Raw genomic sequence first — 25,546 nt, forward strand, 5'->3', positions numbered from 1 at the left:
CATGCGCTCCCAGCTCCGGTCGGTGTCCCTGCTGCTCGCGATCGTCCTCGGCGTCGGCGCGTACGTCGCCGCGGCGGCCCCCGCGTCGGCGGCGCCCCCGTCCGCGCAGGGCGCGTCCTCGGCACCGCAGCCCTCGCTGCTGTTCGGGGACCCGCCGGGGGCGAACGACTGGGACTGCGTGCCGACCGCGCAGCGACCCACCCCGGCCGTGCTGGTGCACGGCACCTTCGGTGACCGCAGGAACCTGTTGCAGGGGCTGTCCCGCGACCTCAAGGACGCGGGCTTCTGCGTCTACTCGTTGGACTACGGCCTGCGCGGCACCCGTGACATCAAGCGGTCCGCCCGCGAGCTGCGCAGCTTCGTCGACCGGGTGCTGGCGGCGACCGGTGCGGACCGGGTCTCGCTCGTGGGCCACTCCCAGGGCGGCATGATGCCGCGCTACTACATCAAGAACCTCGGCGGCGACGGGCTCGTGGAGGACCTGGTCGGCATCGCGCCCTCCAACCACGGCACGAGGCTGGTCAACGCCTTCTCCAGCCTCGTGGTGGGCGTCTTCTGCCGCTCGTGCGTGCAGCAGGCCGCCGGGTCGGCGTTCCTGGCCGACCTCAACGCCGGCGACGAGACGCCCGGCGACGTGGACTACACCCAGATCACCACCCGCTACGACGAGGTCGTGGTGCCCCACACGTCGGGCCACCTCACCCCGGGGCCGCGGAGCACCAACATCACGCTGCAGGACCTGTGTCCGCGTGCCCTCGCCGAGCACCTGCTGATCCCGACCAACCGTGGGGTCCGTTCCCTGGTGGTCCACGCCCTGACCACCGACGGGCCGGCGCGCAGCGACTTCCGGCCCGCCTGCTGAACTCGTCACCGCACTGGCGCCGCCGATCCCGTTGGGTGGACCACTCGACCCGAGACGAGAACACGTTCTAGTCTGGGTGCGTGACGTCCACGCCCAGCACGCCAGCCGTCGAGGGCTGGTTCACGACCGGTGAGCAGCCACGCCTGCTCGCCTCGCGGTGCACCACGTGTGCCGACGTCGTGTTCCCGCCCGTGCCCGCCGCTGCCGCCACGTTCTGCCGCAACCCCACCTGCGCGGGGGAGGAGGCCGAGACCGTCGAGCTCTCCGCCCGGGGACGGGTCTGGTCCTACACCGATGCGCAGTACCAGCCGCCGGCGCCGTACGTGCCCGAGAGCGAGACGTATGAGCCGTTCGCGATCGCAGCCGTCGAGCTGCCCGAGGGCCTGACCGTGCTCGGCCAGGTCGCGCGGGGGTACGGCGTCGCCGACCTCACCGTGGGCGACGCGGTCGAGCTGGTCGTGGAGACGCTGCACGCCGACGAGTCCGGCGACCGCACCATCTGGCGGTGGCGACCCATCCTTGCTGGTCGAGCCGCCCGTGAGGAACGAACGGGCGTGGCGAGACCCGATGAGGAGGTGGAGGCCGAGTGAGCACCAGCGCCGACCGCAGCGTGACCGTCGCCGGCGTCGGGATGCACCCCTGGGGCAAGTGGGGGCGCAGCTTCGTCGAGTACGGCGTCAAGGCCGCCCGGGACGCACTCGCCGACGCCGGGGTGGCCTGGACCGACGTGGACCTCGTCGTCGGCGGCGAGACGGTGCGCAACGGCTACGCCGGCTACGTCGCCGGCTCCACCTTCGCCCAGGCCCTGGGCTGGAGCGGCGCCCGCATCGCGACGTCGTACGCCGCCTGCGCGACGGGTGCGCAGGCGCTGGACACCGCACGGGCCCGGATCCTGGCCGGGATGTCGGACGTGGCGCTGGTCGTGGGGGCGGACACCACCCCGAAGGGCTTCCTCGCACCCAATGCGGGGGAGCGGTGGGACGACCCGGACTGGCTGCGGTTCCGGCTGCTGGGGATGACCAACCCGGCCTACTTCGCGCTCTACGCGCGGCGGCGGATGGACCTCTACGGCGCCACGAGCGAGGACTTCGCACGGGTGAAGGTCAAGAACGCCCGCCACGGGCTGGCCAACCCCAACGCGCGCTACCGCAAGGAGGTCAGCGCCGAGGACGTCGCGGCCTCGCCGGTCGTGTCCGACCCGCTGCACCTGCTCGACATCTGCGCCACCTCCGACGGTGCGGCCGCGGTGGTCCTGATGAGCCCGGAGTACGCGAAGCGGCACGGGATCGCCCGCCCGGTGCGGATGGCGGCCGTCGCGACGGTGACGCCGACCTACCCCAACACGGTCATCGACATGCCCCTGCTGGCCACCGACTCCCGTGCGGCCGCCGGCGAGCCCGAGCGGACCTTCAAGGAGTCCATCGGCGACGCGGCGTACGAGGAGGCCGGGATCGGCCCCGAGGACGTCGACGTCGCGGAGGTCTACGACCTCTCCACCGCGCTCGAGCTGGACTGGATGGAGGACCTCGGCCTGTGCAAGCGCGGCGAGGCGGAGGTGCTGCTGCGCGAGGGTGACACCACCATCGGTGGTCGCATCCCGGTCAACCCCTCCGGCGGGCTGGCCTGCTTCGGCGAGGCCGTGCCCGCGCAGGCGCTGGCGCAGGTGTGCGAGCTCGCCTGGCAGCTCCGTGGCCGGGCGACCGGTCGCCAGGTCGAGGGTGCCCGCGTGGGGATCACCGCCAACCAGGGCCTCTTCGGCCACGGCTCCTCGGTGATCCTCACGCGTTGAGGCCGTCACGGGCACATGCGGTGCCCCCGCGTGCCGTAGTCTCGTAGACGACGAGAGGCGACGGATGACCCAACGCCAGCCGCACGACCTGACGACTTCCTTTCGAGCGGTCGAGCGAGCGCGAGCCACGCTCGCGACGGCGCGCAGGAATGGTTCGCACCGTGACGCGGCCACCCCGGAACAGCGGGAACTCCTGGATGCGTTGGAGGACTGCGCCGATGCGCTGGCGTTCCACGGACAACCCATCTCCTACCGCATGCACAACGAGTTGGCCATGTACCGCGCGCTGTTCTGCACCAGGCGGCCCCCCGCACTGTGAGTCGGGCCCCGTCGGGGCCCGGAGGCTCACACGGCGCTGCGGTTGCCGCGGGTGCGGGCGGGCCGGACCCGCCAGACGCGGTGCGTGCCGGTGAGGCCCTTCAGCGGCACCTCGTCCCCGCCGTCGAGCACCACGGCGGCGTCCTCGTCCAGGGCGTCGCGGACGGCGTCGCTGGCCAGCACCTCGCCCCCGGCGGCGAGGTCGGCGACCCGGGCCGCCATGGCGACGTTGCGCCCGAAGTAGTCACCCTCCTTGGCCACCACCTGGCCGCAGTGGATGCCGATCCGCACCCGGACCGGGCCGTGGCGGCGCAACGCGGCGTCGGTGCTGCGCTCGAGGTCGCGCTGCACCTTCACGGCCGCCCGGCAGGCCGCCTCGGGGTCGCGGAAGGCCACCATGAACCCGTCGCCGGCGGTCTTGACCACCTGGCCGCGGTACTTGTCGATGCGCGCCCGCAGCACCCGGTCGTGGGCGTTGAGCACCCGCACCCACGTGTCGTCGCCCAGCCGGTCGTTGAGCGCGGTCGAGTCCTCGATGTCGGAGAAGAACAGCGTCACGGTGCCGTCCGAGGCCGCCATGTGGACGATCTCCGCCCGCTCCTCGGTGCCGGCCCACTGTGCGATGTCCTCGATCGCGCCCTGCACCAGCCCGGTCAGGCCCTCGGTGCGCACCCGCTCGGCGGTGCGGAGCATCCGGCGCGCGTAGCGCTCCACCGTCGTGCTCGGTGGCGGCGGCTTCAACGCCGCGGCGAGGTCCGCCTCCACCTGGGCGAGCCGCTCCTGCTGCTCGGCGACCTGCCGGCGCAGCGTGACGGCGTACACCGCGAGCCCGCCCAGCGCGGTGGCCAGGGCGAGACAGAGGAGGAGCAGAGCGGTGACCACGACGGCAGTATGTCCCGAGTCGGCCCCCGATGGGGCCTGCGTCCCAGCGATTCCCGCCGATGTGGCGGGCGCCACGTCCGGCGGTCGCCTTCTGCGCTGCCTAGTACCTTGGCAGGCGTGACTTCGGCTCCCAGCATCAGCACCGTCGGTCAACTGCGCGCCTCCGGGCACGAGCACAAGGGGCTGCGCACCGAGATCCGCGACAACCTCCTCGCCCGCCTCGCGGCCGGGGAGGACCCCTGGCCCGGACTGCACGGCTTCGAGGACACCGTCATCCCACAGCTGGAGCGTGCCCTGATCGCCGGGCACGACCTCGTGCTGCTCGGCGAGCGCGGCCAGGGCAAGACCCGGCTGCTGCGCACCATGGTGGGCCTGCTGGACGAGTGGACGCCGGTGATCGAGGACTCCGAGCTGGGTGAGCATCCCTACGAGCCGGTCACCCACGAGTCGCGCCGCCGCGCCGCCGAGCTCGGCGACGAGCTGCCGGTCACCTGGCGCCACCGCGAGGACCGGTACGCCGAGAAGCTGGCCACGCCCGACACCTCGGTTGCCGACCTCATCGGTGACGTCGACCCGATGAAGGTCGCCGAGGGACGCTCGCTGGGCGACCCCGAGACGATCCACTTCGGCCTCATCCCGCGCTCGCACCGTGGCATCGTGGCGATCAACGAGCTGCCCGACCTGGCCGAGCGGATCCAGGTGGCGATGCTCAACGTGATGGAGGAGCGCGACATCCAGATCCGCGGCTACGTGCTGCGGCTGCCGCTGGACCTGCTCGTGGTCGCCTCGGCCAACCCGGAGGACTACACCAACCGTGGCCGCATCATCACCCCGCTGCAGGACCGCTTCGGTGCCGAGATCCGCACCCACTACCCGCGCGAACTCGAGGCCGAGGTCGCGGTGATCCGGCAGGAGGCCGGTCTGGTCGCGGAGGTCCCGGACGCCCTGCTGGAGGTGCTGGCGCGCTTCACCCGCAACCTGCGGGACTCCTCGGCGGTCGACCAGCGTTCCGGCGTCTCGGCACGTTTCGCCATCGCGGGCGCCGAGACCATCGCGGCTGCGGCGCTGCGCCGTGCGACCCGGCTGGGGGAGTCCGACGCCGTGGCCCGCGTCGTCGACCTCGACACCGCGGTGGAGGTGCTCGCGGGCAAGATCGAGTTCGAGACCGGCGAGGAGGGCCGCGAGACCGACATCCTCACCCACCTGCTGCGCACCGCGATCGCCGAGACCGTCCGCGAGCACTTCCGCGGCCTGGACATGGGCCTGCTCGTCACCGCGATCGAGGACGGCGCCACCGTGACCACGGGCGGCGAGGTGAGTGCGCACGACGTACTCGACGGACTGCCCGTGCTGGGCGAGTCCGAGCTCTACGACGACGTGTGCGACCGACTCTTCGACCGCGCCGAGCTCAGTGACGGCCGCCGGGCCTGCGCGATCGAGCTGGCCCTGGAGGGGCTCTTCCTCGCCCGCAAGATCGGCAAGGACACCGACGGCCGGGAGACGGTCTACGGATGAGTCGCTACCGCCGCTACGACGGCGGCGACCCGCTCGCCCCGCCGGTCGACATCGCCGAGGCGCTCGACGCCATCGGTGAGGAGGTCATGGCCGGCTACAGCCCCGAGCGGGCCATGGCCGAGGCACTGCGCCGCGGCGACAGCGAGCGACGGGGCCTGGACGACCTCGCCCGCCGCATCGCGGAGAAGCGCCGCGAGCTGCTGCAGCGCCACAACCTCGACGGCACCATGAACGAGGTCAAGGAGCTGCTGGACCAGGCGGTGCTCGCCGAGCGCAAGCAGCTCGCGCGCGACGCGATGATGGACGAGGACGACCGCACCTTCCGCGAGATGCGCCTGGGCACCCTGCCCGACTCGCCCGCAGCCGCGGTGAGCGAGCTCTCCGACTACGACTGGCAGTCCGGCGAGGCGCGCGAGGCCTTCGAGCAGATCAAGGACCTCCTCGGCCGCGAGGTGCTCGACCAGCGCTTCGCCGGCATGAAGCAGGCGTTGGAGGGTGCCACCGAGGAGGACCGCGAGGCCGTCGGCCAGATGCTCTCCGACCTCAACGAGCTGCTGGAGAAGCGGGCGCGCGGTGAGGACACCCAGCAGGACTTCGAGGACTTCATGGCCGAGCACGGCCAGCACTTCCCGGAGGACCCACAGGACCTCGACGAGCTGCTCGACACGCTCGCGCAGCGATCCGCGGCGGCCCAGCGGATGCTCAACTCGATGTCGCCCGAGCAGCGGGAAGAGCTGATGCAGCTCTCCGCCCAGGCGTTCGGCTCCCCGGCGCTGATGGACCAGCTCAACCGGCTCGACGCCAACCTGCAGGGCCTCCGCCCGGGCGAGGACTGGTCGGGGTCGGAGCGGTTCGGCGGCGGTGAGGGCCTCGGCCTGGGCGACGGCACCGGGGCGTTGCAGGACCTCGGCGAGCTCGACCAGCTCTTCGACCAACTCTCGCAGTCCTACCAGGGCGCCCGACTCGACGACATCGACCTCGACAAGCTCTCCCGCCAGCTCGGCGACGAGGCCGCGGTCGACGCGCGCAAGCTCCAGGAGCTCGAGCAGGCACTGCGCGACTCCGGGGCCATGGAGCGCAGCTTCGACGGCGACCTGCGGCTGACCCCGAAGGCCATGCGGCAGCTGGGCAAGGCACTGTTGCGCGACGTCGCCGAGCGGATGTCGGGACGGCAGGGACAACGGGACCTGCGCCGAGCGGGTGGCGCCGGTGACCTGTCCGGCGCGAGCCGGCCCTGGGAGTTCGGCGACACCGAGCCCTGGGACATCCCGCGCACCGTGCTCAACGGCGTACGCCGCCGCGCGGGCGACCCGGACGGCCCGCGGATCGCGGTCGACGACATCGAGGTCGCCGAGACCGAGGCCCGCACCCAGGCCGCGGTGGCGCTGTGCGTGGACACCAGCTTCTCGATGGCCATGGACGGTCGCTGGGTGCCGATGAAGCGGACGGCGCTCGCGCTGCAGACCCTGATCGGGACCCGGTTCCGCGGCGACGACCTGGAGCTGATCTCCTTCGGGCGCCATGCGCAGACGATGCGGATCGAGGAGCTGACCGCGCTGGAGCCGCGATGGTCCAAGGGCACCAACCTGCACCACGCCCTGCTGCTGGCCAACCGCCACTTCCGCAAGCACCCCAACGCCCAACCAGTGCTGCTGGTCGTCACCGATGGCGAGCCGACCTCGCACCTGGAACCCGACGGCGAGGTCTACTTCGAGTACCCGCCGCACCCGCTGACGCTGGCCCTCTCGGTGCGGGAGCTGGACAACGCGATGCGGCTCGGCGCGCAGACGACCTTCTTCCGGCTGGGGGAGGACCCCGGCCTGGCGCGGTTCATCGACTCCATGGCCCGCCGCGTCGACGGCAGCGTCGTCAACCCCGAGGCCGACGACCTCGGCGCCGCCGTCGTCGGCTCCTACCTCGGCTCCCGCGGTCCCTCGGGTCGTCCGGGGTCCTACTCGGACTTCTTCGGCGGCCGCGGCTTCTGGGTCGGCTGAGGTCCGTCGTACCAAGCGAATTCGTCGTCCAACCAGCAGGAAGACGACAAGAACGCTTGGTGCGACGTGCCTACTCGGCGACGGCGGCGTGGTCGATCGCGTCGGGCGACAGCACGTGGGCGATGGCCAGGGCGGCGGCACCGGTGACACCGGCGAGCCCGCCCGCGCGGGAGGGGACCACCGAGAGGTGTTCGGTCGCCAACGGCAGCGAGCGCTGGTAGACGATCTCGCGGATGCCCGCGATGAGGCCCTCGCCGGCGACCGCGAGCGAGCCGCCGATCACGATCACCGACGGGTTCACCAGGTTCACCAGCGCCGCCAGGACCTCGCCGAGGTCCCGACCGGCCTGGCGCACCGCCTGGACGGCGTGCGGGTTGCCGCCACGGACCAGGGCGACCACCTCGTGGTCGTGGGACACCTCGACACCGGCGTCGCGCACCCGCGCGGCGAGCGCGGGGATGGCGGCGATGGCCTCCAGGCACCCCTGGTTGCCGCACCGGCAGCTCACCTCGGCGCCGCGGGCGACGAAGACGTGGCCGAGGTCGCCGGCCGTGCCCTGCGCCCCACGCTGCAGCACGCCGCCGCTGATGATGCCGGCGCCGATGCCGGTGCCGACCTTGATGAAGACCACGTCGTCGACGTCGGGGAGGTGGGCGTGGCGCTCGCCCAGCGCCATCACGTTGACGTCGTTGTCGACCAGCACGGGGACGTCGAACGCGCGCTGGACGTGTCCGGGGACGTCGTACCGGTCCCAGCCGGGCATGATCGGCGGATTGATCGCACGCCCCGTCGAGTGCTCGACGGGTCCGGGCAGCCCGATGCCGATGGCGGCGAGGTCGCGGCCGTCCTCGGGCCGCTCCCCGAGGAGCCGGTGGATGGCCTGCTCGACCCAGCCCAGTACCCGGTCCGGGCCCAGCGCGATGTCGAGCCGGTCGGTGTGCTCGGCGAGGACCCGGCCGTCGAGATCGGCGAGGGCCGCGGTGGCATGGGTGGCGCCCAGGTCGATGCCCGCGACGACGCGGGCGGAGGGGTTGAAGGCCAGCAGCGACGGGGGCCGCCCGCCGGTGGAGACCCCGCCGTAGGGGACCACCAGCCCCAGTGACATCAGCGCGTCCAGCCGCGCCGAGACCGTGGACCGGGCCAGTCCGGTGAGCTCGGCGAGCTGGGCCCGGGTGCGCGGCTCGCCGTCGCGAAGGAGGTCGAAGACGTCGCTGTGCCGCACGCTCATGAGTCAACCACGCGGGACTTTATCTCGTCCACCCACCGACTTCTGCGCAGTGCTCGACAAAAGTGGGTGACGCATGCCACAGTGACGGCGTGCCGCAGCAGAGCGACAGTGCCACCGGAACGCCGGGCGCGCCGGGGGTTGCCGACGGGGCCCACGTCGTCCTGCGGACGCGGGGGCTGACGAAGAGCTTCGTGGGCAACACCGTCCTGGCCGACGTCGACCTCGACCTCCACCGGGGTGAGGTCCACGGCCTGGTCGGTGAGAACGGTGCGGGCAAGTCGACCCTGATGAAGATCGTCGCCGGGGTGCACGCCGCCGACTCCGGCAGCGTGGAGCTCGACGGACGACCGGTGAGCTTCCACCACCCCGTGCAGGCCCAGCAGGCCGGCGTCTCGACGGTCTTCCAGGAGTTCAACCTGCTGCCGGAGCGCACGGTCGCCGAGAACGTCTGGCTCGGCCGGGAGCCCCGGCGCTCCGGACTCGTCGACGTGCCCCGGATGCAGCGCGACACCCAGGAGTTGCTGGACGGGCTCGGTGTCGGCGGACTCGGGCCGGACCAGCTCGTCCGGACCCTCTCGGTCGCCGAGCAGCAGGTCGTCGAGATCGCCAAGGCCGTCAGCTACGACGCCCGGATCATCGCCATGGACGAGCCGACGGCGGCACTCGCCGAACACGAGGTGGAGCTCCTCTACGGCATCATCCGCGGCCTCACCGAGCGCGGCGTCGCGATCCTCTACGTCTCCCACCGGCTGCGCGAGATCTTCGACCTCTGCGACACCATCACCGTCCTCAAGGACGGCGAGCAGGTCGCCACCCGGTCCGCGGCCGACCTCGACGACGGCGAGCTGGTCCGCCTCATGGTCGGGCGCGAGCTCACCTCCTTCTTCCCCGCGGCCGCACCCGGCACCGAGGTCGGGGAGCCGCTGCTGACACTGCGTGGCGCGGGCAACGACTACGTCGACGACGTCTCCCTCACGCTGCGGGCCGGTGAGATCGTGGGCGTCTCCGGACTGCAGGGGTCGGGCCGCACCGAGCTGCTCGAGGCGGTCTTCGGCGTACGTCCCTTCAGTCGTGGCGAGATGGTGCTCGGCGAGCGCAGCATCCGGCCGGGATCCCCCCGCGCAGCCATCCGCGCCGGGTTGGCGATGATCACCGAGGACCGCAAGGCCACCGGGTTGGCGCTGAACCTCTCCATCCTCGACAACGCGCTCGGAGTGGTGCGGGCGGTCTTCCCCGGACGCACCGCCGCCGCGCGGCGGGACGTGCCCGGACTGATGTCGAACCTGTCGGTCGCGGCACGCGCCCTGGACCAGGAGGTCCAGTTCCTCTCCGGCGGCAACCAGCAGAAGGTGGTGCTCGCCCGCTGGCTGTCGACCAAGCCGCGGGTGGTGCTGATGGACGAGCCGACGCGTGGGATCGACGTCGGGGCGAAGCACGGCATCTACGAGCTCATGCGCGAGCTCGCCCGCGAGGGGGTCGCGGTGCTGATGGTCTCCAGCGAGCTGCCCGAGGTGCTCGGCATGTCCGACCGGATCCTCGTCATGCGTGACGGACTGCTGGCCGGCGAGCTCGCATCCGGAGCCTCCGAGGAGGACGTCCTGGCGTTGGCCACCGGGATGCGAGAGGACGGTGCGGCATGACGGCGGCGGTCCAGCGACGGACGGGACGGCTGACCTCCACCGGCATCGTGACGATCGTCCTGGCGCTCAGCATCGTGGTCGGGGCGATCCTGACCGCCCTGGAGGGACGCAACTTCTTCAGTGCCGGCAACCTCTCCTCGATCCTGACCGCGACCAGCATCCTGGGCTTCATCGCCATCGGACAGACCCTGGTGATCCTCGTCGGCAGCCTGGACCTCTCCGTGCCGTACGTCGTCAGCCTCACCAGCGTGCTGGCCGCCGGCACCATGGCCGGTGAGACCGGCAACGTGCTCCCGGCCGTGCTCGTCGCGCTCGGGGTCGCCGCGGTCCTCGGCCTGGTCAGCGGTCTCGTCGTCAGCCTGCTCCACGTGCACGGCTTCATCGCCACCCTGGGCATGGGGCTCATCGTGAGCGGCTACCTCGCCACCAACTACCAGGGCAACCACGGTGCGGCCCCGCGTTCCTTCCGGCTCATCGGTGCCACGCAGATCGGGCCGGTGCCGGTCTCGTTCCTCATCCTGCTCGGCTGCGCCGGCGCCGCGATCCTGATGCTGCGGCGTACCCGCATGGGCCACCACCTCTACGCGGTCGGTGGCAACGCCGAGGTGGCCCGCCTCTCCGGAGTGCGCACCCCGGTGCCGATCGTGACCGCCCACGTCCTGTGCTCGGTGCTGTGCGGCATGGCCGGCCTGCTGCTGCTCGCCCGGCTCTCGGTCGGCAACCCCACCATCGGCAGCCAGGGGCAGTACGACCTGATGTCGATCGCCGCGGTCGTGCTCGGCGGCACCGTGCTCGGGGGCGGCAAGGGCAACGTCACCGGCACGCTCGCCGGCGTCGCGATCTTCGCGGTGATGAGCAACGTCATGGCGGTGATGCAGATCGACCCGTTCCTGCGCGACGTGATCCGTGGCGCGGTCATCGTGATCGCCGTGGCCGTCTACGCCCGCCGCGAGGTCAGCCGTCGTCCCGCACGGTTCGAGGCCGGACGCACCGGATCCGCCACGCTGCAGGGGGTCCGATGAGCTCCGCCACCGCGCCGTCCGCGCTCGCGCAGCGCTCCCACGGCTTCCTCGGACGCCTCGGCGCCGCGCTGCTCACGCCGGGGGGCGCCGTCTACGTGCTGGTGATCGTGCTGGTGGTCGCGATCATCGCGGCCAACCCGAACTTCGGCGACCCCGGGGTGTTGGTGCGCTTCCTGGGTCGTACGGCCCCCATCGCCATCGCCGCCATCGGGCAGTACTACGTGATCGTCTCCGGCGAGTTCGACCTGTCCATGGGGGCGGTCGTCGCCACCCAGGTGGTGATGGCGGGCAACCTGATCGGCGAGGACCCCGACCGGATCGTCCCCGTCATGGTGCTGATGCTCCTGGTCGGCGCCCTCGTCGGGCTGGTCAACGGCCTGGTGTCCACGTTGCTGCGGGTCCCGAGCTTCATCGTCACGCTCGCGATGATGCTCGCGCTCGGCGGGCTCATCGACTACCTGACCGGGGGCGCCGCGACGGGCAACCCGCACGAGAACTTCCGCGAGATCGGACGGGGCGTCATCGACGGCGTACCGATCATCGAGGTGCTGCCCTACTCGCTGATCATCCTCGCCGTGATCGCCGGCGCCGCGTCCTGGCTGATGCGACGTCCCTTCGGCCGGACCCTGATCGCCGCCGGTGACAACCCGCACGCCAGCCACGTGGCCGGCGCACCGCTGTGGTGGGTCAAGACGCGTGCCTTCGTGCTGTCCTCGTTGTCAGCCACCGTGGCCGGCATGCTCCTGGTGGGCTACGCCGGCGTCCACCCCTCGGTCGGCGAGGGGTACGAGTTCACCGCGATCACCGCCGTCGTGCTCGGCGGCACGGTGCTGGGCGGTGGCCGGGGGTGGGTGCTCTCCTCCGCGGCCGGGGCATTCGCGCTGGAGTTCCTCTTCACCCTGCTCACCGCCCTCGACGTGCAGTCCACGTGGCGCGACACCGTCCAGGGCCTGATCATCATCGTCGCCGTCGCGCTCGCCGCACGTGCCTGGACCGTCGGCCGCGGTCGCGGTCGTCCCGAGGCCCGGGCACCCGACACCACCGATCTTCCCGAGACACCCACGCCCTCGTTGGGCACCAACACAGGAGGAAACTGATGCGCACACCGATGAGAGGGATGCTGGCGGGTGCTGCGGCCCTGGCGCTGTTCGCCGCCTGCTCGACCGACGAGTCGCTCGACGACCCGGCCGCCGAGGACACCCAGGACGAGAGCACGCAGTGGTTCGTGCAGGAGGAGTACGAGACACAGCTGGAGCAGATCGAGGCCACCTTCGAGGGGCCCGAGGACCAGCCGTGGCTGCAGTACATCGACGGTGACATGAGCGACACCTCCGAGTGGGCGACCGACCAGCCGATGAAGGCCTGCTTCGCCAACGCCTCGATCTCCAACCCGTGGCGCCAGACCGGCTGGATCACGATGAACCAGCAGCTGAAGGTGCTCAAGCAGCAGGGCGTCATCTCCGCCATGGAGACCCGCGACGCCGGCGACGACGACAACACCCAGATCGCCGACATCGACTACTTCATCTCCGAGGGCAACTGCGACGTCTTCATCATCTCCCCGAACTCCACGGCGGCGATGACCCCGGCGGTGGAGCGGGCCTGTGACACGGGCAAGCCGGTCATCGTCTTCGACCGCGGCGTCGAGACCGACTGCCCCGTCTCCTTCGTCCACCCGATCGGCGGCTACGCCTGGGGCATCGAGAGTGCCAACTTCCTCGTCGACGAGCTCGAGGAGGGCGACAAGGTCGTGGCGCTGCGGATCCTGCCGGGCGTCGACGTGCTCGAGACCCGCTGGGCCACCGCGGAGAGGATCTTCGAGGAGAACGGCATCGAGGCCGTGGACTACTTCACCGGTGCCGACCCGTCGGAGATCAAGAAGATCATGTCCGACGAGCTGGTCAAGGGTGAGGTCGCCGGCATCTGGATGGACGCCGGCGACGGGGCCGTCGCCGCGATCGAAGCCTTCGAGGACGCCGGCGTCGACTACCCGGTGATCACCGGTGAGGACGAGATGAGCTTCCTGCGCAAGTGGGAGTCGACGGGCCTGACCGGGCTCGCGCCCGTCTACTCCAACTTCCAGTGGCGCACGCCGCTGCTCGCGGTCGAGAAGATCGCCGCCGGCGAGGAGATCCCGACCGAGTGGGTACTCCCGCAGGAGCCGATCACCGAGGAGGAGCGCGGCGACTTCCTCGAGGCCAACCAGGGAATGCCCGACGGGCACTACGCGAAGTTCGGCGGCGAGGACCTCGCGGGCTACCCGCAGGTGTGGCAGGACCGGCAGATCCCGTGAGGCCGCTCGGCGTCAACACTTGGGTCTGGGTCTCCCCGCTCACCGACGACAACGCTCCCGGGCTGCTGCACCACGTCGCGGCCCTCGGCTTCGATGCCGTGGAGCTGCCGCTGGAGAACGCGGGCGACCTGACCCCGGGCCGGCTCGCCGACGTGCTCGGCGAGACCGGGTTGACGCCGTACGTCGTGGGGGCCATGGCGCCGGGGCGCGACCTGGTCGCCACCTCACCCGACGTCGTTGCCGACACGCAGGAGTACCTGCGGGCCTGCGTCGACCTCGCCGAGGCGGTGGGAGCAGCCACGGTGTGCGGGCCGTTCCACGCCGCCACGGGGCGGGTCTGGCGCATGACGCACGAGGAGCGGGCGGCGGCGTACGACGAGTGGCGCGAGCACCTCGCGCCGGTCGTGGCGTACGCCGCCGACCGCGGGGTCCGCATCGGCATCGAACCGCTCAACCGCTACGAGACCTCGATGGTGAACACCGTCGAGCAGGCCCTGGAGGCCCTCGACGGGCTGCTCGGCGACGGTCTCGGGCTGGCGTTGGACACCTACCACCTCGGCATCGAGGAGCGCTCGGCCGCCGACGCCGTCCGCCGGGCCGGGCACCACCTCGCCCACGTCCAGGTGTGCGGCAACGACCGCGGCGCCCCCGGTGGGGACCAGACCGACTGGGACGGACTCTTCGCCGCGTTCGACGAGGTCGGGTACGCCGGCCCGCTGAACATCGAGAGCTTCACCCCCGACAACGCGGCGATCGCGGTCGCGGCCTCCATCTGGCGGCCGCTCGCGACCTCGCCCGACGACCTGGCGCGTGACGGGCTTGCGTTCCTGCGCACGCGCGCGACGGGAGGAACCGTCACATGACCGGACCCACGCACGACCCGGCCCTGGGAGTGGCGGTCATCGGCTACTCCTTCATGGGCCGCGCGCACTCCAACGCCTGGCGCAATGTCGGCGCCTTCCACCCGGACCTGCCGGCCGTGCGACAGCAGGTGCTCGTCGGACGCGACGGCACTGCGGTGAAGGAGGCCGCCGCGCACCTCGGCTGGCGGGAGTCCGCCACCGACTGGCGCTCGGTGCTCGACCGTGAGGACGTCGACCTCGTCGACATCTGCACACCGGGGGACAGCCACCACGAGATCGCACTGGCGGCCCTCGCCGCGGGCAAGCACGTGCTGGTCGAGAAGCCCCTCGCCAACTCCGTCGCCCAGGCCGCCGAGCTCGCCGCAGCTGCCCGGGACGCCCGCGCCCGCGGTCAGCGCGCGATGGTCGGCTTCAACTACCGGAGGGTCCCGGCGCTGGCGCTCGCCCGTCGGTTGGTTGCGCAGGGTCGGATCGGCACCGTGCGACAGGTGCGGGTGGCGTACCTGCAGGACTGGCTCGTCGACGCCGGGGCACCGATGACCTGGCGCCTGCGGCGGGAGAGCGCCGGTTCCGGCGTGCTCGGCGACCTGGGGTCCCACGCCGTGGACCAGGTGCACGCGCTGCTGGGCGAACCCGTGACGAACGCGTCGGGCCACCTGCGCACGTTCGTCCCCGAGCGCGACGGCCCCGACGGTCCCGAGCCGGTCACCGTCGACGACGCCGCGTGGGCGAGGTTGGGCACCGCGTCGGGGGCCGTGGCGAGCCTGGAGGTCAGCCGGATGGCCACCGGCTGCAAGAACTCCCTGACGATCGAGGTGTACGGCGACCGCGGCGCCCTCCGCTTCGACCTCGAGCGGCTCAACGAGCTGCAGTTGCTCGACCCCGACGAGTCCGGTCCCGACGGCTTCCGCCGCGTGTTGGCCACCGAACCGGACCATCCCTACCTGGACGCGTGGTGGCCCCCGGGCCACGTCCTGGGCTGGGACCACACCTTCACCAACCAGGCGGCCGACCTGCTGACCGCCATCGGGGAGGGCACCGACCCGGTGCCGTCGTTCGACGACGGCCTCGCCGTGCAGCGGGTGCTGGCGGCGATCGAGGCCTCGGCGGCAGACTCCGGTCGGAGTGCCGCCGTACCGACCGAGGAGGACTGATGGGCAAGCGATTCACGCTCTTCACCGGCCAGTGGGTGGACCTGCCGCTGGAGGAGGTGGCCGAGCTGGCGGCCGGCTGGGGGTACGACGGCCTGGAGATCGCGGTCTCCGGGGAGCACCTCGATGCCTGGCGGGTCGACGAGCCCGGGTACGTCGAGTCCCGGCTGGAGATCCTGCAGCGCCACGGTCTGGGCTGTTGGACGATCTCCAACCACCTGACGGGCCAGGCGATCTGCGACGACCCGATCGACTTCCGCCATCGGGCGATCGTGCGGGACCGGGTCTGGGGCGACGGCGGGGCCGAGGGCGTCCGGCAGCGCGCCGCCGAGGAGATGAAGCTGACCGCGCGGCTGGCAGGGCGGATGGGGATCGACACCGTCGTCGGGTTCACCGGCTCCTCGATCTGGCCCTACCTGGTGATGTTCCCGCCGGTCCCGGCCGAGGTCATCGAGGCGGGTTACCAGGACTTCGCCGACCGGTGGCACCCCATCCTGGACGTCTTCGACGAGCACGGCGTCCGGTTCGCGCACGAGGTGCATCCCTCCGAGATCGCCTACGACCACTGGTCCACGGTGCGCGCTCTGGAGGCGATCGACCACCGGCCGGCGTTCGGCATCAACTGGGACCCCAGCCACATGATGTGGCAGGACCTCGACCCGGTCGCCTTCATCAGCGACTTCGCCGACCGGATCTACCACGTCGACTGCAAGGACACCCGGCTGCGCGTGGGCAACGGGCGCAACGGCCGCCTCTCCTCCCACCTGCCCTGGGGCGACCAGCGCCGCGGCTGGGACTTCGTCTCCACCGGACGCGGCGAGGTGCCGTGGGAGGACTGCTTCCGCGCGCTCGCCGCCATCGGCTACGACGGCCCCGTCTCGGTGGAGTGGGAGGACGCCGGCATGGACCGGCTCCACGGCGCCCGCGAGGCGTTGGAGTTTCTGCGCCGCTTCGACTACCCGGCGCCCACGGCCGCCTTCGACGCGGCATTTTCCCAGCAGAGCGAGTGACCGCAAGACTGGCCGGGTGGACGACCCGACCCTGACCGTGCTGGCGCTGCTCGCGCTGGCAGCACTGGCCGCGGGCTACGTCGACGCGGTCGTCGGCGGGGGAGGGCTCCTCCAGCTGCCGGCGCTGCTGGTCGCGCTGCCGGGGGCGGCGCCGGTGCAGATCCTGGCGACGAACAAGATCGCCGCCTTCTGCGGCACCTCGGCCGCCGCGGCGACCTACTACCGACGCATCCGCCCCGATCCACGGACGTTCGGGCCGATGATGGCCTGCGCGTTCGTCGGCGCGGTGGGCGGTGCCGCGGTGGCGTCGCAGATCCCGCGGTCGGCGTTCGAGCCGATCGTGTTGGTGGTCCTGGTCGTCCTCGGCACCTACGTGGTGTTCCAGCCCACGATCGGTGAGGAGACGCTGCTGCGCTTCTCCGGTGGCCGCCACCTCGCCGCCGCGATGGCGATCGGCACCGTGATCGGGTTCTACGACGGCGCGCTCGGCCCGGGCACCGGCACCTTCTTCGTCTTCGCCCTGGTCGGCCTGCTCGGCTACGACTTCCTCGAGGCCTCGGCGAAGACGCGACTGGCCAACTGGGCCACCAACCTCGGCGCGCTCGCGTTGTTCATCCCCACCGGCGCGGTGCTGTGGAAGGTCGGCCTGCTGATGGGCGTCTCCAACCTGCTCGGGGGCTACCTGGGGGCGCGGAGCGCGGTGGCCCGGGGCGCGACCTTCGTGCGGGTGTTCTTCGTGCTCGTCGTCGGTGCCTTCGCGGTGCGCATCGGCGGCGGCATCGTCGGGCTGTGGTGACGCCGCCACCACGGCTACGGTGAGGGCATGAGCATCCCCGTCGCGATCGGTGACCTCGCGGGCGCGCTGGCCGACTTCGGCAGCGGCTACCTGCTCACCACGACCGAGGGCCGGGTCAAGGTCGTCACCGTCGACCCCGAGCTCGACGGCACCGACCTCGTGGCGCGCGGCCCCGGCCGCGGCACCCTCGCCAACCTCGCCGCCAACCCGGCCGTCACGGTGGTCTTCCCGCCGGCGGAGCCGAAGGGCTACACGCTGCTGGTCGACGGCACGGCTGCCGCCGAGGGCGAGGACGTGCGGGTCACGCCCACCACGGCCGTGCTCCACCGTCCCCGCTCCCACGCCGACGGTCCCGTCCCGCCCGACGGGTGCGGGCACGACTGCGCCCCGGTGTGATCGTGCCCTCGGTGCCGACCGCGTCCGCACCGACGTGGATCAGCGCCTTCCTCGACTTCGCGCCCGACCACGCCGAGACCGGCCCGGCGTTCTGGGCCGCCGTGACGGCGTACGACGTCTCCGCGCCGCGGGGCTCCCACGGCGAGTTCGCGAGCCTCCTGCCGTCCGGCGGCGCCGCCCACGTGCGGGTGCAGCGGCTCGCCGCCGGCTCCGACCGGATCCACCTGGACCTCCACGTCGGTGACCCGGCGGCCGCGGCCGCGACGGCGACCGAGCTCGGCGCGACCCTCGTCGCCGATGACGAGGTCGTGGTGATGGCCTCGCCCGGCGGGTTGGCGTTCTGCCTCGTCGACGTCGGTGCGGGCGTGGTCGCTGCACCGACGACGTGGCCCGACGGGCACGACTCGGTCCTGGACCAGGTGTGCCTCGACGTGCCGCGTGCGGCGTACGGGCAGGAGTGTGCGTTCTGGGCCGGACTGACCGGATGGGAGCGGCGACCGCCCCAGGTCCATGAGGCCTTCTCCTCGCTGGCCCGGCCGGCGGGCCAGCCGTTGCGCCTGCTGTTCCAGCGGCTCGACGAGGCCGGCGGGCCAGCCCGGGCGCACGTGGACTGGGCGACCACGGACCGGCCGCTCGAGGTGGCCCGCCATCGCGGGCTCGGCGCGAGGGTGCTGGAGGAGTTCCGGTGGTGGACGGTGATGGCCGACCCGGTCGGCCGCGCCTACTGCATCACCGATCGCGACCCCGCAACCGGGGTGCTGCCGGTGCCGGAGACGCAGTAGTTTCAGGACATGACGATCCCGCGCGCCGATCCGCCGCTGCACGCCGACGAGGGGACGATGCTGCGGGCGTGGCTGGACTTCCACCGCGCCACGCTGCGCCGCAAGGCCGACGGCCTCGACGCCGAGCAGCTGGACCGGGCGCTGCCGCCGAGCACGATGACCCTCGGCGGCATGCTCAAGCACCTCGCCCTGGTCGAGACCAACTGGTTCGACGCGGTGCTGCGGGGCGAGGCGATGATGCCGCCGTTCGACGCCGTCGACTGGGACGCGGACTTCGACTGGGACTGGCACAGCGCGGTCGACGACAGGCCCGACGAGCTCCGCCGGCTGCTCGACGCTGCGATCGAACGCGCCGACCGCGTGATCGACGAGGCGCTCGCCGGGCCGGACGGGCTCGACACCGCCTCGGTGCTCACCAGCACCAGCCGGGGCGAGCCCTTCACGCTGCGCTGGATCCTGTGCCACATGGTCGAGGAGTACGCCCGCCACAACGGCCATGCCGACCTGATCCGGGAGGCGATCGACGGCGAGGTCGGCGAGTGAGCGATCCGGCGATCCGCCCGGCCACCGACGCGGACTGGCCCTCGATCCACGCCTTCTTCGACCGCATCGTCGCCGAGGGCGAGACCTATGCCTATCCGGCCGACCTGACCAGCGACGAGGCCCGCGCCCTCTGGTTCGGCCAGGAGCACGTCGTGGTGCTGGAGGAGGAGGGCCGCGTGCTCGGGTCGGCGATGTTCGGCCCCAACCGGCCCGGTCGCGGGGACCACGTGGGCACGGCGTCGTTCATGGTCGACGACGCCGCCCGTGGGCGGGGCGTCGGACGGCGCCTGGGGGAGTACGTCGTCGCGCGCCTGGCCGAGCTGGGCTACCGAGGTATCCAGTTCAACGCCGTCGTGGCCACCAACACCGCCGCCGTCCGCCTGTGGGAGGGGCTGGGGTTCGAGATCGTCGGCACCGTGCCCGGCGCGTTCCGCTCCCGCGAGCACGGCCGCGTGGGCCTGCACGTGATGTATCGCGAGCTCTAGCCGACCCCGGGGGCGATGGTCAGGCGTCGGCGAAGCCGGGGAGGTTCCGCTCCAGCAGCGCTCGGAACGGCGCCTCGGCCTCGAGCTGGCTCAGCACGCCCACGGCACCGACGCAGGTGCGGTGGATGAGGATGTAGCTCGGCGGCAGGTTGAGCTTGACGTTGATGGAGTACGACGGGTCGCGGGTGTCGTTGACGCGGCGGAACTGCTCGCGCATCCACTCCCGGGTGAAGCGGAACCGTTCGGTGCGGCTGGGCTCGGCGAACGGGGAGAGGTAGTCCATCAGCAGCTGGGGGTCGATCCGGGTGCGGTCCTTGATGAACCCCTCCTCGCGCAGGGCGGCCTCCACGGCCTCGCCGTCGCCCTCGACGCAGAGCCGGATGAGGCGGCCCAGGGGAGCGGGGAAGCCGCCGTCGGGCAGGCGGGCGACGGCGCCGTAGTCGAGCACGCCCAGCCGTCCCGGGGCACCGTCCGCGGTGGGGATGATGCGGTAGTTGCCCGGGTGCGGGTCGGCGTGGAGGAGGCCGGTGCGGGCCGGGGCGCTGAAGAGGAAGTCGGCGTACAGCTCGCCGTAGTGGTCGCGCTCGGCCTGGGTGCCGTCGGCGATCGTGGCGGCGAGGGAGGCGGTGGACTCCAGCCACTCGGTGACCAGGACGCGCGGACCGACGGCGACCACGTCGGGCACGACGATGCGCTCGTCCTCGGCGTAGGTGCGGGCGAAGGTGCGTTGGGCCTCGGCCTCGAGGTCGTAGTCCAACTCCTCGCGGGCCCGGGCCTGGACCTCGGCGACCAACGGGCCGATGTCGACGCCGGGGAAGAGTGGGTCGAGGCTGCGGGCGGCGCGACCGATGGTGCGCAGGTCGGACTCCAGGGCCGCACCGGCGTCGGGGTACTGCACCTTGATGGCGACCTCGCGGCCGTCGTGCCACTCGCCGCGGTGGACCTGGCCGATGGAGGCAGCCGCCGTGGGAGCACCCTCGAGGCGCACCAGGCGCGTCTTCCAGTCCGCACCCAGGTCGGCCTCGAGGATCTCGCGCACGGTCTGGGTCGGCATCGGCGGTGCGGAGTCCTGCAGCTTGGTGAGGTGCTCGCGGTAGGGCGCCGCCATCTCCTCGGGCAGGGCACCCTCGAGCACCGACAGTGCCTGGCCGAACTTCATCGCCCCGCCCTTGAGCTCACCCAGGGTGCGGAAGAGCTGCTCGGCGGTGCGCTGCTGGATCTCGGTCATCACCGCGTCCGCGGGAGCACCGCCCAGGCGCTTGCCGAAGCCGATCGCGGTGCGCCCGGCGTACCCGAGCGGCAGCGACGCGAGCCGCGCCGTGCGGGCGGCTGCCTTGCGGGGGAGGTCGGCCATGTGGCCATTGTCGCCGGTCCGCCCAACCCCGGACCGCCGGGCCTGCACAGGAACGTACCGACTGGTGCGACACGCCACGTCCGGCGCCCGGAGCGGCCGTGCTCAGTACCGTTCGGTACGTCCGCCGGCGGTCGGGGGGAGTCAGCAGGACGGCGTGGTGTCGGCCTCGACCGACGGGCCGCACAGGGCGACTTCCCACGGGACCTCGAGGACGTGCTCGTCGCCTTCTGCGGTGTAGACGATGTCGAATCCGGTGACCAGGGCGCCGCCCTCCTGTGCGTACGCCGTCACGAGCAGCTCGGTGAAGAGGTAGGGCTCGTCGTCCGCGTCCTCACAACCTCGACTGATCACCGCGCCCTCGAGGGGATCGATCCGGCCCGCCAGAGCAGTGCCACCTCGGGAGTAGGCCTCCGCGAAGTCCGGTGGCGTGCCACGGCTGCCGAGCAGTGGCGTGACGATCGTGCCCTCGCGTGCCTCGTCCCGGAGCGTGGGGGTCATGCGCCGGATCGTGGCCTGGAATCGTTCTGGTGTGACGACTGATCTCGGGGTGACGCGGTCGAGCACGATCTCCGCGGCGGGTTCTTCGCTGCACAACTCGATGCCTCCGAGTGTCAGCGCCCACGTGTCGCTGCCCCAGCGGTCACGTGGCGGGGCCACGTCACCCACTCCGCCCCCTTCGTCGCCGCCACGCACCACCAGCGGGCCCGCAGAGGCATGGGCCCCACCGTGCTCGGACTGGGTGCACCCGGCTGCCGGGGCGAGGCCCGCGAGTGTCGCCAGGAGTATGGCTACTGCCCGTGGCGGACGAGAGTGCCGGCCCGGTCCGGAAGCAGTCAGTCGAGTGCGGATCTCCGCAGGCTACCCGGGGAAGGCGACGCCGGTGTTGGCGTGGCAGCGGTAGCCGAACGGGTTCTTGTGCAGGTACTGCTGGTGGGCCGCCTCGGCGTAGTAGTACGCACCCGCCGGGGCGACCTCGGTGGTGATCTCGCCCAGCCCGCGGCGGGCGAGCTCGGCGCCGTAGGTCTCGGTCAGCTCGCGGGCGACCTGCTCCTGCTCGGGCGTGGTGGTGTAGATCGCCGAGCGGTACTGGGTGCCGACGTCGTTGCCCTGCCGCATGCCCTGGGTGGGGTCGTGGACCTCGAAGAACTTCTTGACCAGCGTGGCGTAGCTGATGCGGTCGGGGTCGAAGACGACCCGCATCGCCTCGGTGTGGCCGGTCAGGCCGGAGCACACCTCCTCATAGGTCGGGTACGGCGTGTGGCCGCCCGCGTAGCCCACGGAGGTCGACCAGACGCCGTCGAGCTCCCAGTAGATCTCCTCGGCGCCCCAGAAGCAGCCCAGGCCGAAGATTGCCACCTCGAGCCCGTCGGGGACCTCGTCGGTGACCAGCGGGGTGCCGAGCACCGCGTGGGTCTCGGGCAGGGAGAAGGCGGGGGTGTCGCGTCCGGGCAGCGCGGCGCCGGGGTGCACCATCTGGGTCTTGCGGGGCGGGAACATCGGCACTCCTCTGTGTCGACCAGACGATCGGCTCTCACCGGGAGCAACACCGTCCGGCGGTGAACCCTTCCCGGCAGTCCACGCCGGGGTGGCGCGGGCCTCAGCGACTGACACGACGGGGCCGTCGATGAGTAGGCTCGTCCGGGTGAGTGACCGGGAGCTGAGCAAGGCGGGTTTCGAGACCCGCGCGATCCACGCCGGCTACGAGCCGGACCCGACGACCGGCGCGGTGATCCCGCCGATCTACGCGACCTCCACCTACGCCCAGGACGGCGTCGGTGGCCTGCGCAACGGCTACGAGTACAGCCGGTCGGCGAACCCGACGCGGACCGCGCTCGAGGAGACCGTGGCGGCGCTGGAGGGGGGCAGCCACGGCTTCGCGTTCGCGTCCGGCCTCGCCGCCGAGGACACCCTCGTCCGCGCTACCTGCACTCCCGGTGACCACGTGGTGCTCCCCGACGATGCGTACGGCGGCACCTTCCGGCTCTTCGACAAGGTCGAGCAGGCGTGGGGCATCGCCCACAGCTCGGCACCCGGCTCGGACCCCGAGGCGGTCCGTGCCGCGATCCGTCCCGGTGAGACGAAGCTGGTGTGGGTCGAGACGCCCACCAACCCGCTGCTCAACATCGGTGACCTCGCCGCCCTCGCCGCGGTGGCCCACGAGGCGGGCGCGCTGCTGGTGGTGGACAACACCTTCGCGACCTCCTACCTGCAGCAGCCGCTGGCGCTCGGCGCCGACGTCGTCGTGCACTCCACGACCAAGTACGCCGGCGGGCACTCCGACGTCGTCGGTGGCGCCCTCGTGGTCGACGACGCCGACCTGGCCGAGCGCATCGGCTTCCACCAGAACTCCATCGGCGCGGTCGCCGGCCCCTTCGACGCCTGGCTGGTGCTCCGCGGCCTCAAGACGCTCGGGCTGCGCATGGAGCGCCACTGCGACAACGCCGAGGCGGTCGTCGCCTTCCTGCAGGACCACCCGGCGGTGAGCCAGGTGATCTACCCCGGCCTGCCCGAGCACCCCGGCCACGAGGTCGCCGGGCGCCAGATGAGCCGCTTCGGCGGCATGGTGTCCTTCCGCGTCGCCGGCGGCGAGCAGCAGGCACTCGACGTCTGCGCGGGCACGCAGGTCTTCACCCTGGGCGAGTCCCTGGGTGGCGTCGAGTCGCTGATCGAGCACCCGGGCCGGATGACCCACGCCAGCGTCGCCGGCACCGACCTGGAGGTCCCCGCCGACCTGGTCCGGCTCAGCGTCGGCATCGAGACGGCCGAGGACCTGCTCGCCGACCTCGACCGCGCGCTGGGCGGTGCCTGATGCACCGCGTCACCCTCGAGGAGGTGCAGCGGGCACTGCCGCTGGTCGCCCAGATCGCCATCGAGACGCCGATGATCGAGTCCCGGTGGCTGGGCTCGCTCACCGGCGGCGGCCAGGTCCACCTCAAGTGCGAGAACCTCCAGCGCACCGGCTCGTTCAAGATCCGCGGCGCCGCGGTGCGCATCGGCCGACTCGACGAGGAGGAGCGCGCCCGCGGGGTCGTCGCCGCCTCGGCCGGCAACCACGCCCAGGGCGTGGCGCTCGCGGCCCAGCAGCACGGCCTGTCGGCACGGGTCTACATGCCCGAGGGTGCGCCGCTGCCCAAGGAGCGTGCCACCAAGGGCTACGGCGCCGAGGTGATCTTCGTGTCCGGGCCGATCGAGAACGCGCTGGACGCCGCCCGGCGCGACGCCGAGGAGAACGGCCGGGTCTTCATCCACCCCTTCGACCACGCCGACATCATCGCCGGCCAGGGCACCCTGGGCCTGGAGGTCCTGCGGGACTGCCCCCACGCGGCGACGGTGCTGATCCCCACCGGGGGCGGCGGCCTCATCGCCGGGGTCGCGGCTGCACTCAAGGGCACCCGACCCGACATCCGGGTCGTGGGCGTCCAGGCCGCCGGAGCGGCGGCGTACCCCGCCTCGCTCGCGGCCGGGCACCCGGTCCGGCTGGAGGAGATGACCACGATGGCCGACGGCATCGCGGTGGGGGAGCCGGGTCAGCTGACCTTCGACCACGTCCGCTCCATCGTCGACGACGTCGTGACCGTCACCGAGGAGGAGACCTCGCGGGCGCTCCTCAGCCTCGTCGAGCGCGAGAAGTTGGTCGTGGAGCCCGCCGGCGCCGTCGCGGTGGCCGCGCTCGCCGAGCACCCCGACCAGTTCCGCGGCCCGGTCGTGGCGGTGCTCTCCGGCGGCAACATCGACCCGCTGCTCTTGGGGAAGGTGATCCGGCACGGCATGGCCGCCGACCGGCGCTACCTCAACCTGCAGGTCAAGCTCGCCGACGTGCCCGGCGGCCTCGCCCGGATGCTCGCCGAGGTGGGTGCCGCGGGCGCCAACGTGCTGGAGGTGATCCACGAGCGCGCCTCGGCGGGCCTCCACCTGGGCGAGGTGGACGTCCACCTCCAGTTGGAGACCCGCGGCGAGGCGCACTCGGAGGCGGTGCTCACCCGCCTGGACGACAACGGGTACGTCGTCCTAGAGCGGTGACCGCCCGGCTCGGTGGCCGGCGGGTCAGTCGCCGTAGGGCGTCGCGTCGACGATGACGACCTTCAGCGTCTTGCCGGTGGGCGCCTCGAACGGCACCGTCTCGCCCTTGGCGTGACCCAGCAGGGCACCGCCGAGGGGGGCTTGGGCGGAGAAGACGTCGCCGGTGACCGACGGGTCGAGCTCGTTCTCGCGGGCGCCGAGGAGGAAGGTCTCCGCCTCGTCGTCGTCATCGCCCTCGAACTTGTAGGTGACGACCTTGCCCTGGTTGACGACACCGTCGTCCTCGGGCCGCTCGGTGGTGACGCGGCGCAGCATCTGCTCGAGCTGGTCGATGCGGCCCTTCATCCGGCCCTGCTCGTCCTTGGCCGCGTGGTAGCCGCCGTTCTCCTTCAGGTCGCCCTCGTCACGGGCAGCGCTGATCCGCTCGACGATCTCGTTCCAGCGCGGGCCCTTGAGGTCGTCCAGCTCGGCCTGCAGCTGGTCGTGGGCCTGCTGGGTGAGCCAGATGGTGCCCTGGTCCTCGGTCTGCGTCATCACTACTCCTGACAATGGGGTACTACGAACGGATCGAACGGTGGGCCGGTCGCGGCAGCCGGGCCCTGA

At 72.1% G+C, this 25,546-nt stretch carries 26 protein-coding genes; 20 read left to right on the forward strand and 6 right to left on the reverse strand.

The window, feature by feature from the left end:
- Position 1 precedes the first annotated feature (1 nt).
- From KUV85_RS00140 to KUV85_RS00155, 4 genes are all read left to right on the forward strand, one after another.
- Positions 2-862, forward strand: a complete 861-nt coding sequence (locus KUV85_RS00140; RefSeq protein ID WP_219961196.1) for an esterase/lipase family protein — start codon at positions 2-4, stop codon at positions 860-862.
- An 80-nt stretch (positions 863-942) separates the two neighbouring features.
- Positions 943-1,452: a Zn-ribbon domain-containing OB-fold protein gene (locus KUV85_RS00145; RefSeq protein ID WP_219961197.1), complete on the forward strand. Its 510-nt coding sequence runs from the start codon at positions 943-945 to the stop codon at positions 1,450-1,452.
- Positions 1,449-2,651 (forward strand): lipid-transfer protein, encoded by a 1,203-nt coding sequence (locus tag KUV85_RS00150; RefSeq protein ID WP_219961198.1) that lies wholly within the window; start codon positions 1,449-1,451, stop codon positions 2,649-2,651. The genes KUV85_RS00145 and KUV85_RS00150 overlap by 4 nt, the downstream gene beginning before the upstream one ends.
- 64 nt (positions 2,652-2,715) lie before the next feature.
- Positions 2,716-2,970 carry a hypothetical protein gene (locus KUV85_RS00155; RefSeq protein ID WP_219961199.1) on the forward strand — a complete coding sequence of 85 codons (255 nt, stop codon included), beginning with the start codon at positions 2,716-2,718 and terminating at the stop codon, positions 2,968-2,970.
- A gap of 26 nt (positions 2,971-2,996) precedes the next feature.
- Here the strand turns inward: KUV85_RS00155 and KUV85_RS00160 are convergent, their stop codons facing one another.
- On the reverse strand, positions 2,997-3,851 hold the full coding sequence (locus tag KUV85_RS00160) for an adenylate/guanylate cyclase domain-containing protein (RefSeq protein ID WP_219961200.1): 855 nt from the start codon (positions 3,849-3,851) through the stop codon (positions 2,997-2,999).
- 117 nt (positions 3,852-3,968) lie between these two features.
- Between KUV85_RS00160 and KUV85_RS00165 the strand changes: the two genes are divergently transcribed.
- Positions 3,969-5,366: an AAA family ATPase gene (locus tag KUV85_RS00165; RefSeq protein WP_219961201.1), complete on the forward strand. Its 1,398-nt coding sequence runs from the start codon at positions 3,969-3,971 to the stop codon at positions 5,364-5,366.
- A complete protein-coding gene (locus KUV85_RS00170; RefSeq protein WP_219961202.1) occupies positions 5,363-7,360 on the forward strand; it encodes a vWA domain-containing protein in 1,998 nt (665 codons plus the stop codon). Before KUV85_RS00165 ends, KUV85_RS00170 begins: the two co-directional genes overlap by 4 nt.
- Positions 7,361-7,430: 70 nt before the next feature.
- On the opposite strand, the gene KUV85_RS00175 is transcribed toward KUV85_RS00170, so the two are convergent.
- Positions 7,431-8,588, reverse strand: a complete 1,158-nt coding sequence (locus tag KUV85_RS00175) for an ROK family transcriptional regulator (protein ID WP_219961203.1) — start codon at positions 8,586-8,588, stop codon at positions 7,431-7,433.
- Positions 8,589-8,677: 89 nt separating this feature from the next.
- Between KUV85_RS00175 and KUV85_RS00180 the strand changes: the two genes are divergently transcribed.
- Genes KUV85_RS00180 through KUV85_RS00235 form a run of 12 tightly spaced genes read left to right on the forward strand, consistent with a single transcriptional unit; the run spans position 8,678 to position 19,569 of the window.
- On the forward strand, positions 8,678-10,228 hold the full coding sequence (locus KUV85_RS00180) for a sugar ABC transporter ATP-binding protein (RefSeq protein WP_219961204.1): 1,551 nt from the start codon (positions 8,678-8,680) through the stop codon (positions 10,226-10,228).
- Positions 10,225-11,250, forward strand: a complete 1,026-nt coding sequence (locus KUV85_RS00185; protein WP_219961205.1) for an ABC transporter permease — start codon at positions 10,225-10,227, stop codon at positions 11,248-11,250. Before KUV85_RS00180 ends, KUV85_RS00185 begins: the two co-directional genes overlap by 4 nt.
- Entirely contained in the window at positions 11,247-12,347 is a 1,101-nt protein-coding gene (locus tag KUV85_RS00190; RefSeq protein WP_219961206.1) for an ABC transporter permease, read from the forward strand. The genes KUV85_RS00185 and KUV85_RS00190 overlap by 4 nt, the downstream gene beginning before the upstream one ends.
- Complete coding sequence (locus KUV85_RS00195) at positions 12,347-13,543, forward strand: substrate-binding domain-containing protein (protein WP_219961207.1); 1,197 nt, start codon at positions 12,347-12,349, stop codon at positions 13,541-13,543. The genes KUV85_RS00190 and KUV85_RS00195 overlap by 1 nt, the downstream gene beginning before the upstream one ends.
- Entirely contained in the window at positions 13,540-14,406 is an 867-nt protein-coding gene (locus KUV85_RS00200) for a sugar phosphate isomerase/epimerase family protein (protein WP_219961208.1), read from the forward strand. Before KUV85_RS00195 ends, KUV85_RS00200 begins: the two co-directional genes overlap by 4 nt.
- A complete protein-coding gene (locus tag KUV85_RS00205; RefSeq protein WP_219961209.1) occupies positions 14,403-15,560 on the forward strand; it encodes a Gfo/Idh/MocA family protein in 1,158 nt (385 codons plus the stop codon). The genes KUV85_RS00200 and KUV85_RS00205 overlap by 4 nt, the downstream gene beginning before the upstream one ends.
- Positions 15,560-16,567 (forward strand): sugar phosphate isomerase/epimerase family protein, encoded by a 1,008-nt coding sequence (locus tag KUV85_RS00210; protein ID WP_219961210.1) that lies wholly within the window; start codon positions 15,560-15,562, stop codon positions 16,565-16,567. The genes KUV85_RS00205 and KUV85_RS00210 overlap by 1 nt, the downstream gene beginning before the upstream one ends.
- 16 nt (positions 16,568-16,583) lie before the next feature.
- Positions 16,584-17,363 carry a TSUP family transporter gene (locus tag KUV85_RS00215; RefSeq protein ID WP_219961211.1) on the forward strand — a complete coding sequence of 260 codons (780 nt, stop codon included), beginning with the start codon at positions 16,584-16,586 and terminating at the stop codon, positions 17,361-17,363.
- Positions 17,364-17,390: 27 nt separating this feature from the next.
- Positions 17,391-17,759, forward strand: coding sequence for a hypothetical protein (locus tag KUV85_RS00220; protein ID WP_219961212.1), 369 nt, complete (start codon positions 17,391-17,393; stop codon positions 17,757-17,759).
- Positions 17,760-17,770: 11 nt separating this feature from the next.
- Positions 17,771-18,541 carry a VOC family protein gene (locus tag KUV85_RS00225; protein ID WP_219961213.1) on the forward strand — a complete coding sequence of 257 codons (771 nt, stop codon included), beginning with the start codon at positions 17,771-17,773 and terminating at the stop codon, positions 18,539-18,541.
- A 9-nt stretch (positions 18,542-18,550) separates the two neighbouring features.
- A complete protein-coding gene (locus tag KUV85_RS00230; RefSeq protein ID WP_219961214.1) occupies positions 18,551-19,084 on the forward strand; it encodes a DinB family protein in 534 nt (177 codons plus the stop codon).
- Positions 19,081-19,569: a GNAT family N-acetyltransferase gene (locus tag KUV85_RS00235; RefSeq protein ID WP_219961215.1), complete on the forward strand. Its 489-nt coding sequence runs from the start codon at positions 19,081-19,083 to the stop codon at positions 19,567-19,569. The genes KUV85_RS00230 and KUV85_RS00235 overlap by 4 nt, the downstream gene beginning before the upstream one ends.
- 19 nt (positions 19,570-19,588) lie before the next feature.
- On the opposite strand, the gene KUV85_RS00240 is transcribed toward KUV85_RS00235, so the two are convergent.
- From KUV85_RS00240 to msrA, 3 genes are all read right to left on the reverse strand, one after another.
- The gene (locus KUV85_RS00240) at positions 19,589-20,923 is read right to left on the reverse strand and encodes an ABC1 kinase family protein (protein WP_219961216.1); all 1,335 of its coding nucleotides are present in this window, start codon (positions 20,921-20,923) and stop codon (positions 19,589-19,591) included.
- A 141-nt stretch (positions 20,924-21,064) separates the two neighbouring features.
- A complete protein-coding gene (locus KUV85_RS00245) occupies positions 21,065-21,421 on the reverse strand; it encodes a hypothetical protein (RefSeq protein ID WP_219961217.1) in 357 nt (118 codons plus the stop codon).
- Positions 21,422-21,781: 360 nt separating this feature from the next.
- Positions 21,782-22,420, reverse strand: a complete 639-nt coding sequence (gene msrA, locus KUV85_RS00250) for a peptide-methionine (S)-S-oxide reductase MsrA (RefSeq protein ID WP_219961218.1) — start codon at positions 22,418-22,420, stop codon at positions 21,782-21,784.
- Positions 22,421-22,565: 145 nt separating this feature from the next.
- Here msrA and KUV85_RS00255 point away from each other — a divergent pair, with 145 nt between their 5' ends.
- Together KUV85_RS00255 and ilvA are read left to right on the forward strand one after the other, a co-directional pair.
- Positions 22,566-23,732, forward strand: a complete 1,167-nt coding sequence (locus KUV85_RS00255; protein WP_219961219.1) for a cystathionine gamma-synthase — start codon at positions 22,566-22,568, stop codon at positions 23,730-23,732.
- A complete protein-coding gene (gene ilvA, locus KUV85_RS00260) occupies positions 23,732-24,943 on the forward strand; it encodes a threonine ammonia-lyase (RefSeq protein ID WP_219961220.1) in 1,212 nt (403 codons plus the stop codon). Before KUV85_RS00255 ends, ilvA begins: the two co-directional genes overlap by 1 nt.
- 24 nt (positions 24,944-24,967) lie before the next feature.
- Here the strand turns inward: ilvA and greA are convergent, their stop codons facing one another.
- On the reverse strand, positions 24,968-25,477 hold the full coding sequence (gene greA, locus KUV85_RS00265) for a transcription elongation factor GreA (protein ID WP_219961221.1): 510 nt from the start codon (positions 25,475-25,477) through the stop codon (positions 24,968-24,970).
- Positions 25,478-25,546 lie beyond the last annotated feature (69 nt).

Origin of the sequence: Nocardioides panacisoli, assembly GCF_019448235.1 — a bacterium.
Lineage (GTDB): Bacteria > Actinomycetota > Actinomycetes > Propionibacteriales > Nocardioidaceae > Nocardioides > Nocardioides panacisoli_A.

What these genes read in the sequence shown, in the direction of transcription:
- KUV85_RS00140 (WP_219961196.1), top strand. Translation starts at nt 2, where the DNA reads ATGCGCTCCCAGCTCCGGTCGGTGTCCCTGCTGCTCGCGATCGTCCTC.
- KUV85_RS00155 (WP_219961199.1), top strand. Translation starts at nt 2,716, where the DNA reads ATGACCCAACGCCAGCCGCACGACCTGACGACTTCCTTTCGAGCGGTC.
- KUV85_RS00170 (WP_219961202.1), top strand. Translation starts at nt 5,363, where the DNA reads ATGAGTCGCTACCGCCGCTACGACGGCGGCGACCCGCTCGCCCCGCCG.
- KUV85_RS00175 (WP_219961203.1), bottom strand. Translation starts at nt 8,588, where the DNA reads ATGAGCGTGCGGCACAGCGACGTCTTCGACCTCCTTCGCGACGGCGAG.
- KUV85_RS00185 (WP_219961205.1), top strand. Translation starts at nt 10,225, where the DNA reads ATGACGGCGGCGGTCCAGCGACGGACGGGACGGCTGACCTCCACCGGC.
- KUV85_RS00190 (WP_219961206.1), top strand. Translation starts at nt 11,247, where the DNA reads ATGAGCTCCGCCACCGCGCCGTCCGCGCTCGCGCAGCGCTCCCACGGC.
- KUV85_RS00195 (WP_219961207.1), top strand. Translation starts at nt 12,347, where the DNA reads ATGCGCACACCGATGAGAGGGATGCTGGCGGGTGCTGCGGCCCTGGCG.
- KUV85_RS00205 (WP_219961209.1), top strand. Translation starts at nt 14,403, where the DNA reads ATGACCGGACCCACGCACGACCCGGCCCTGGGAGTGGCGGTCATCGGC.
- KUV85_RS00210 (WP_219961210.1), top strand. Translation starts at nt 15,560, where the DNA reads ATGGGCAAGCGATTCACGCTCTTCACCGGCCAGTGGGTGGACCTGCCG.
- KUV85_RS00220 (WP_219961212.1), top strand. Translation starts at nt 17,391, where the DNA reads ATGAGCATCCCCGTCGCGATCGGTGACCTCGCGGGCGCGCTGGCCGAC.
- KUV85_RS00230 (WP_219961214.1), top strand. Translation starts at nt 18,551, where the DNA reads ATGACGATCCCGCGCGCCGATCCGCCGCTGCACGCCGACGAGGGGACG.
- KUV85_RS00240 (WP_219961216.1), bottom strand. Translation starts at nt 20,923, where the DNA reads ATGGCCGACCTCCCCCGCAAGGCAGCCGCCCGCACGGCGCGGCTCGCG.
- KUV85_RS00245 (WP_219961217.1), bottom strand. Translation starts at nt 21,421, where the DNA reads ATGACCCCCACGCTCCGGGACGAGGCACGCGAGGGCACGATCGTCACG.
- msrA (WP_219961218.1), bottom strand. Translation starts at nt 22,420, where the DNA reads ATGTTCCCGCCCCGCAAGACCCAGATGGTGCACCCCGGCGCCGCGCTG.
- ilvA (WP_219961220.1), top strand. Translation starts at nt 23,732, where the DNA reads ATGCACCGCGTCACCCTCGAGGAGGTGCAGCGGGCACTGCCGCTGGTC.
- greA (WP_219961221.1), bottom strand. Translation starts at nt 25,477, where the DNA reads ATGACGCAGACCGAGGACCAGGGCACCATCTGGCTCACCCAGCAGGCC.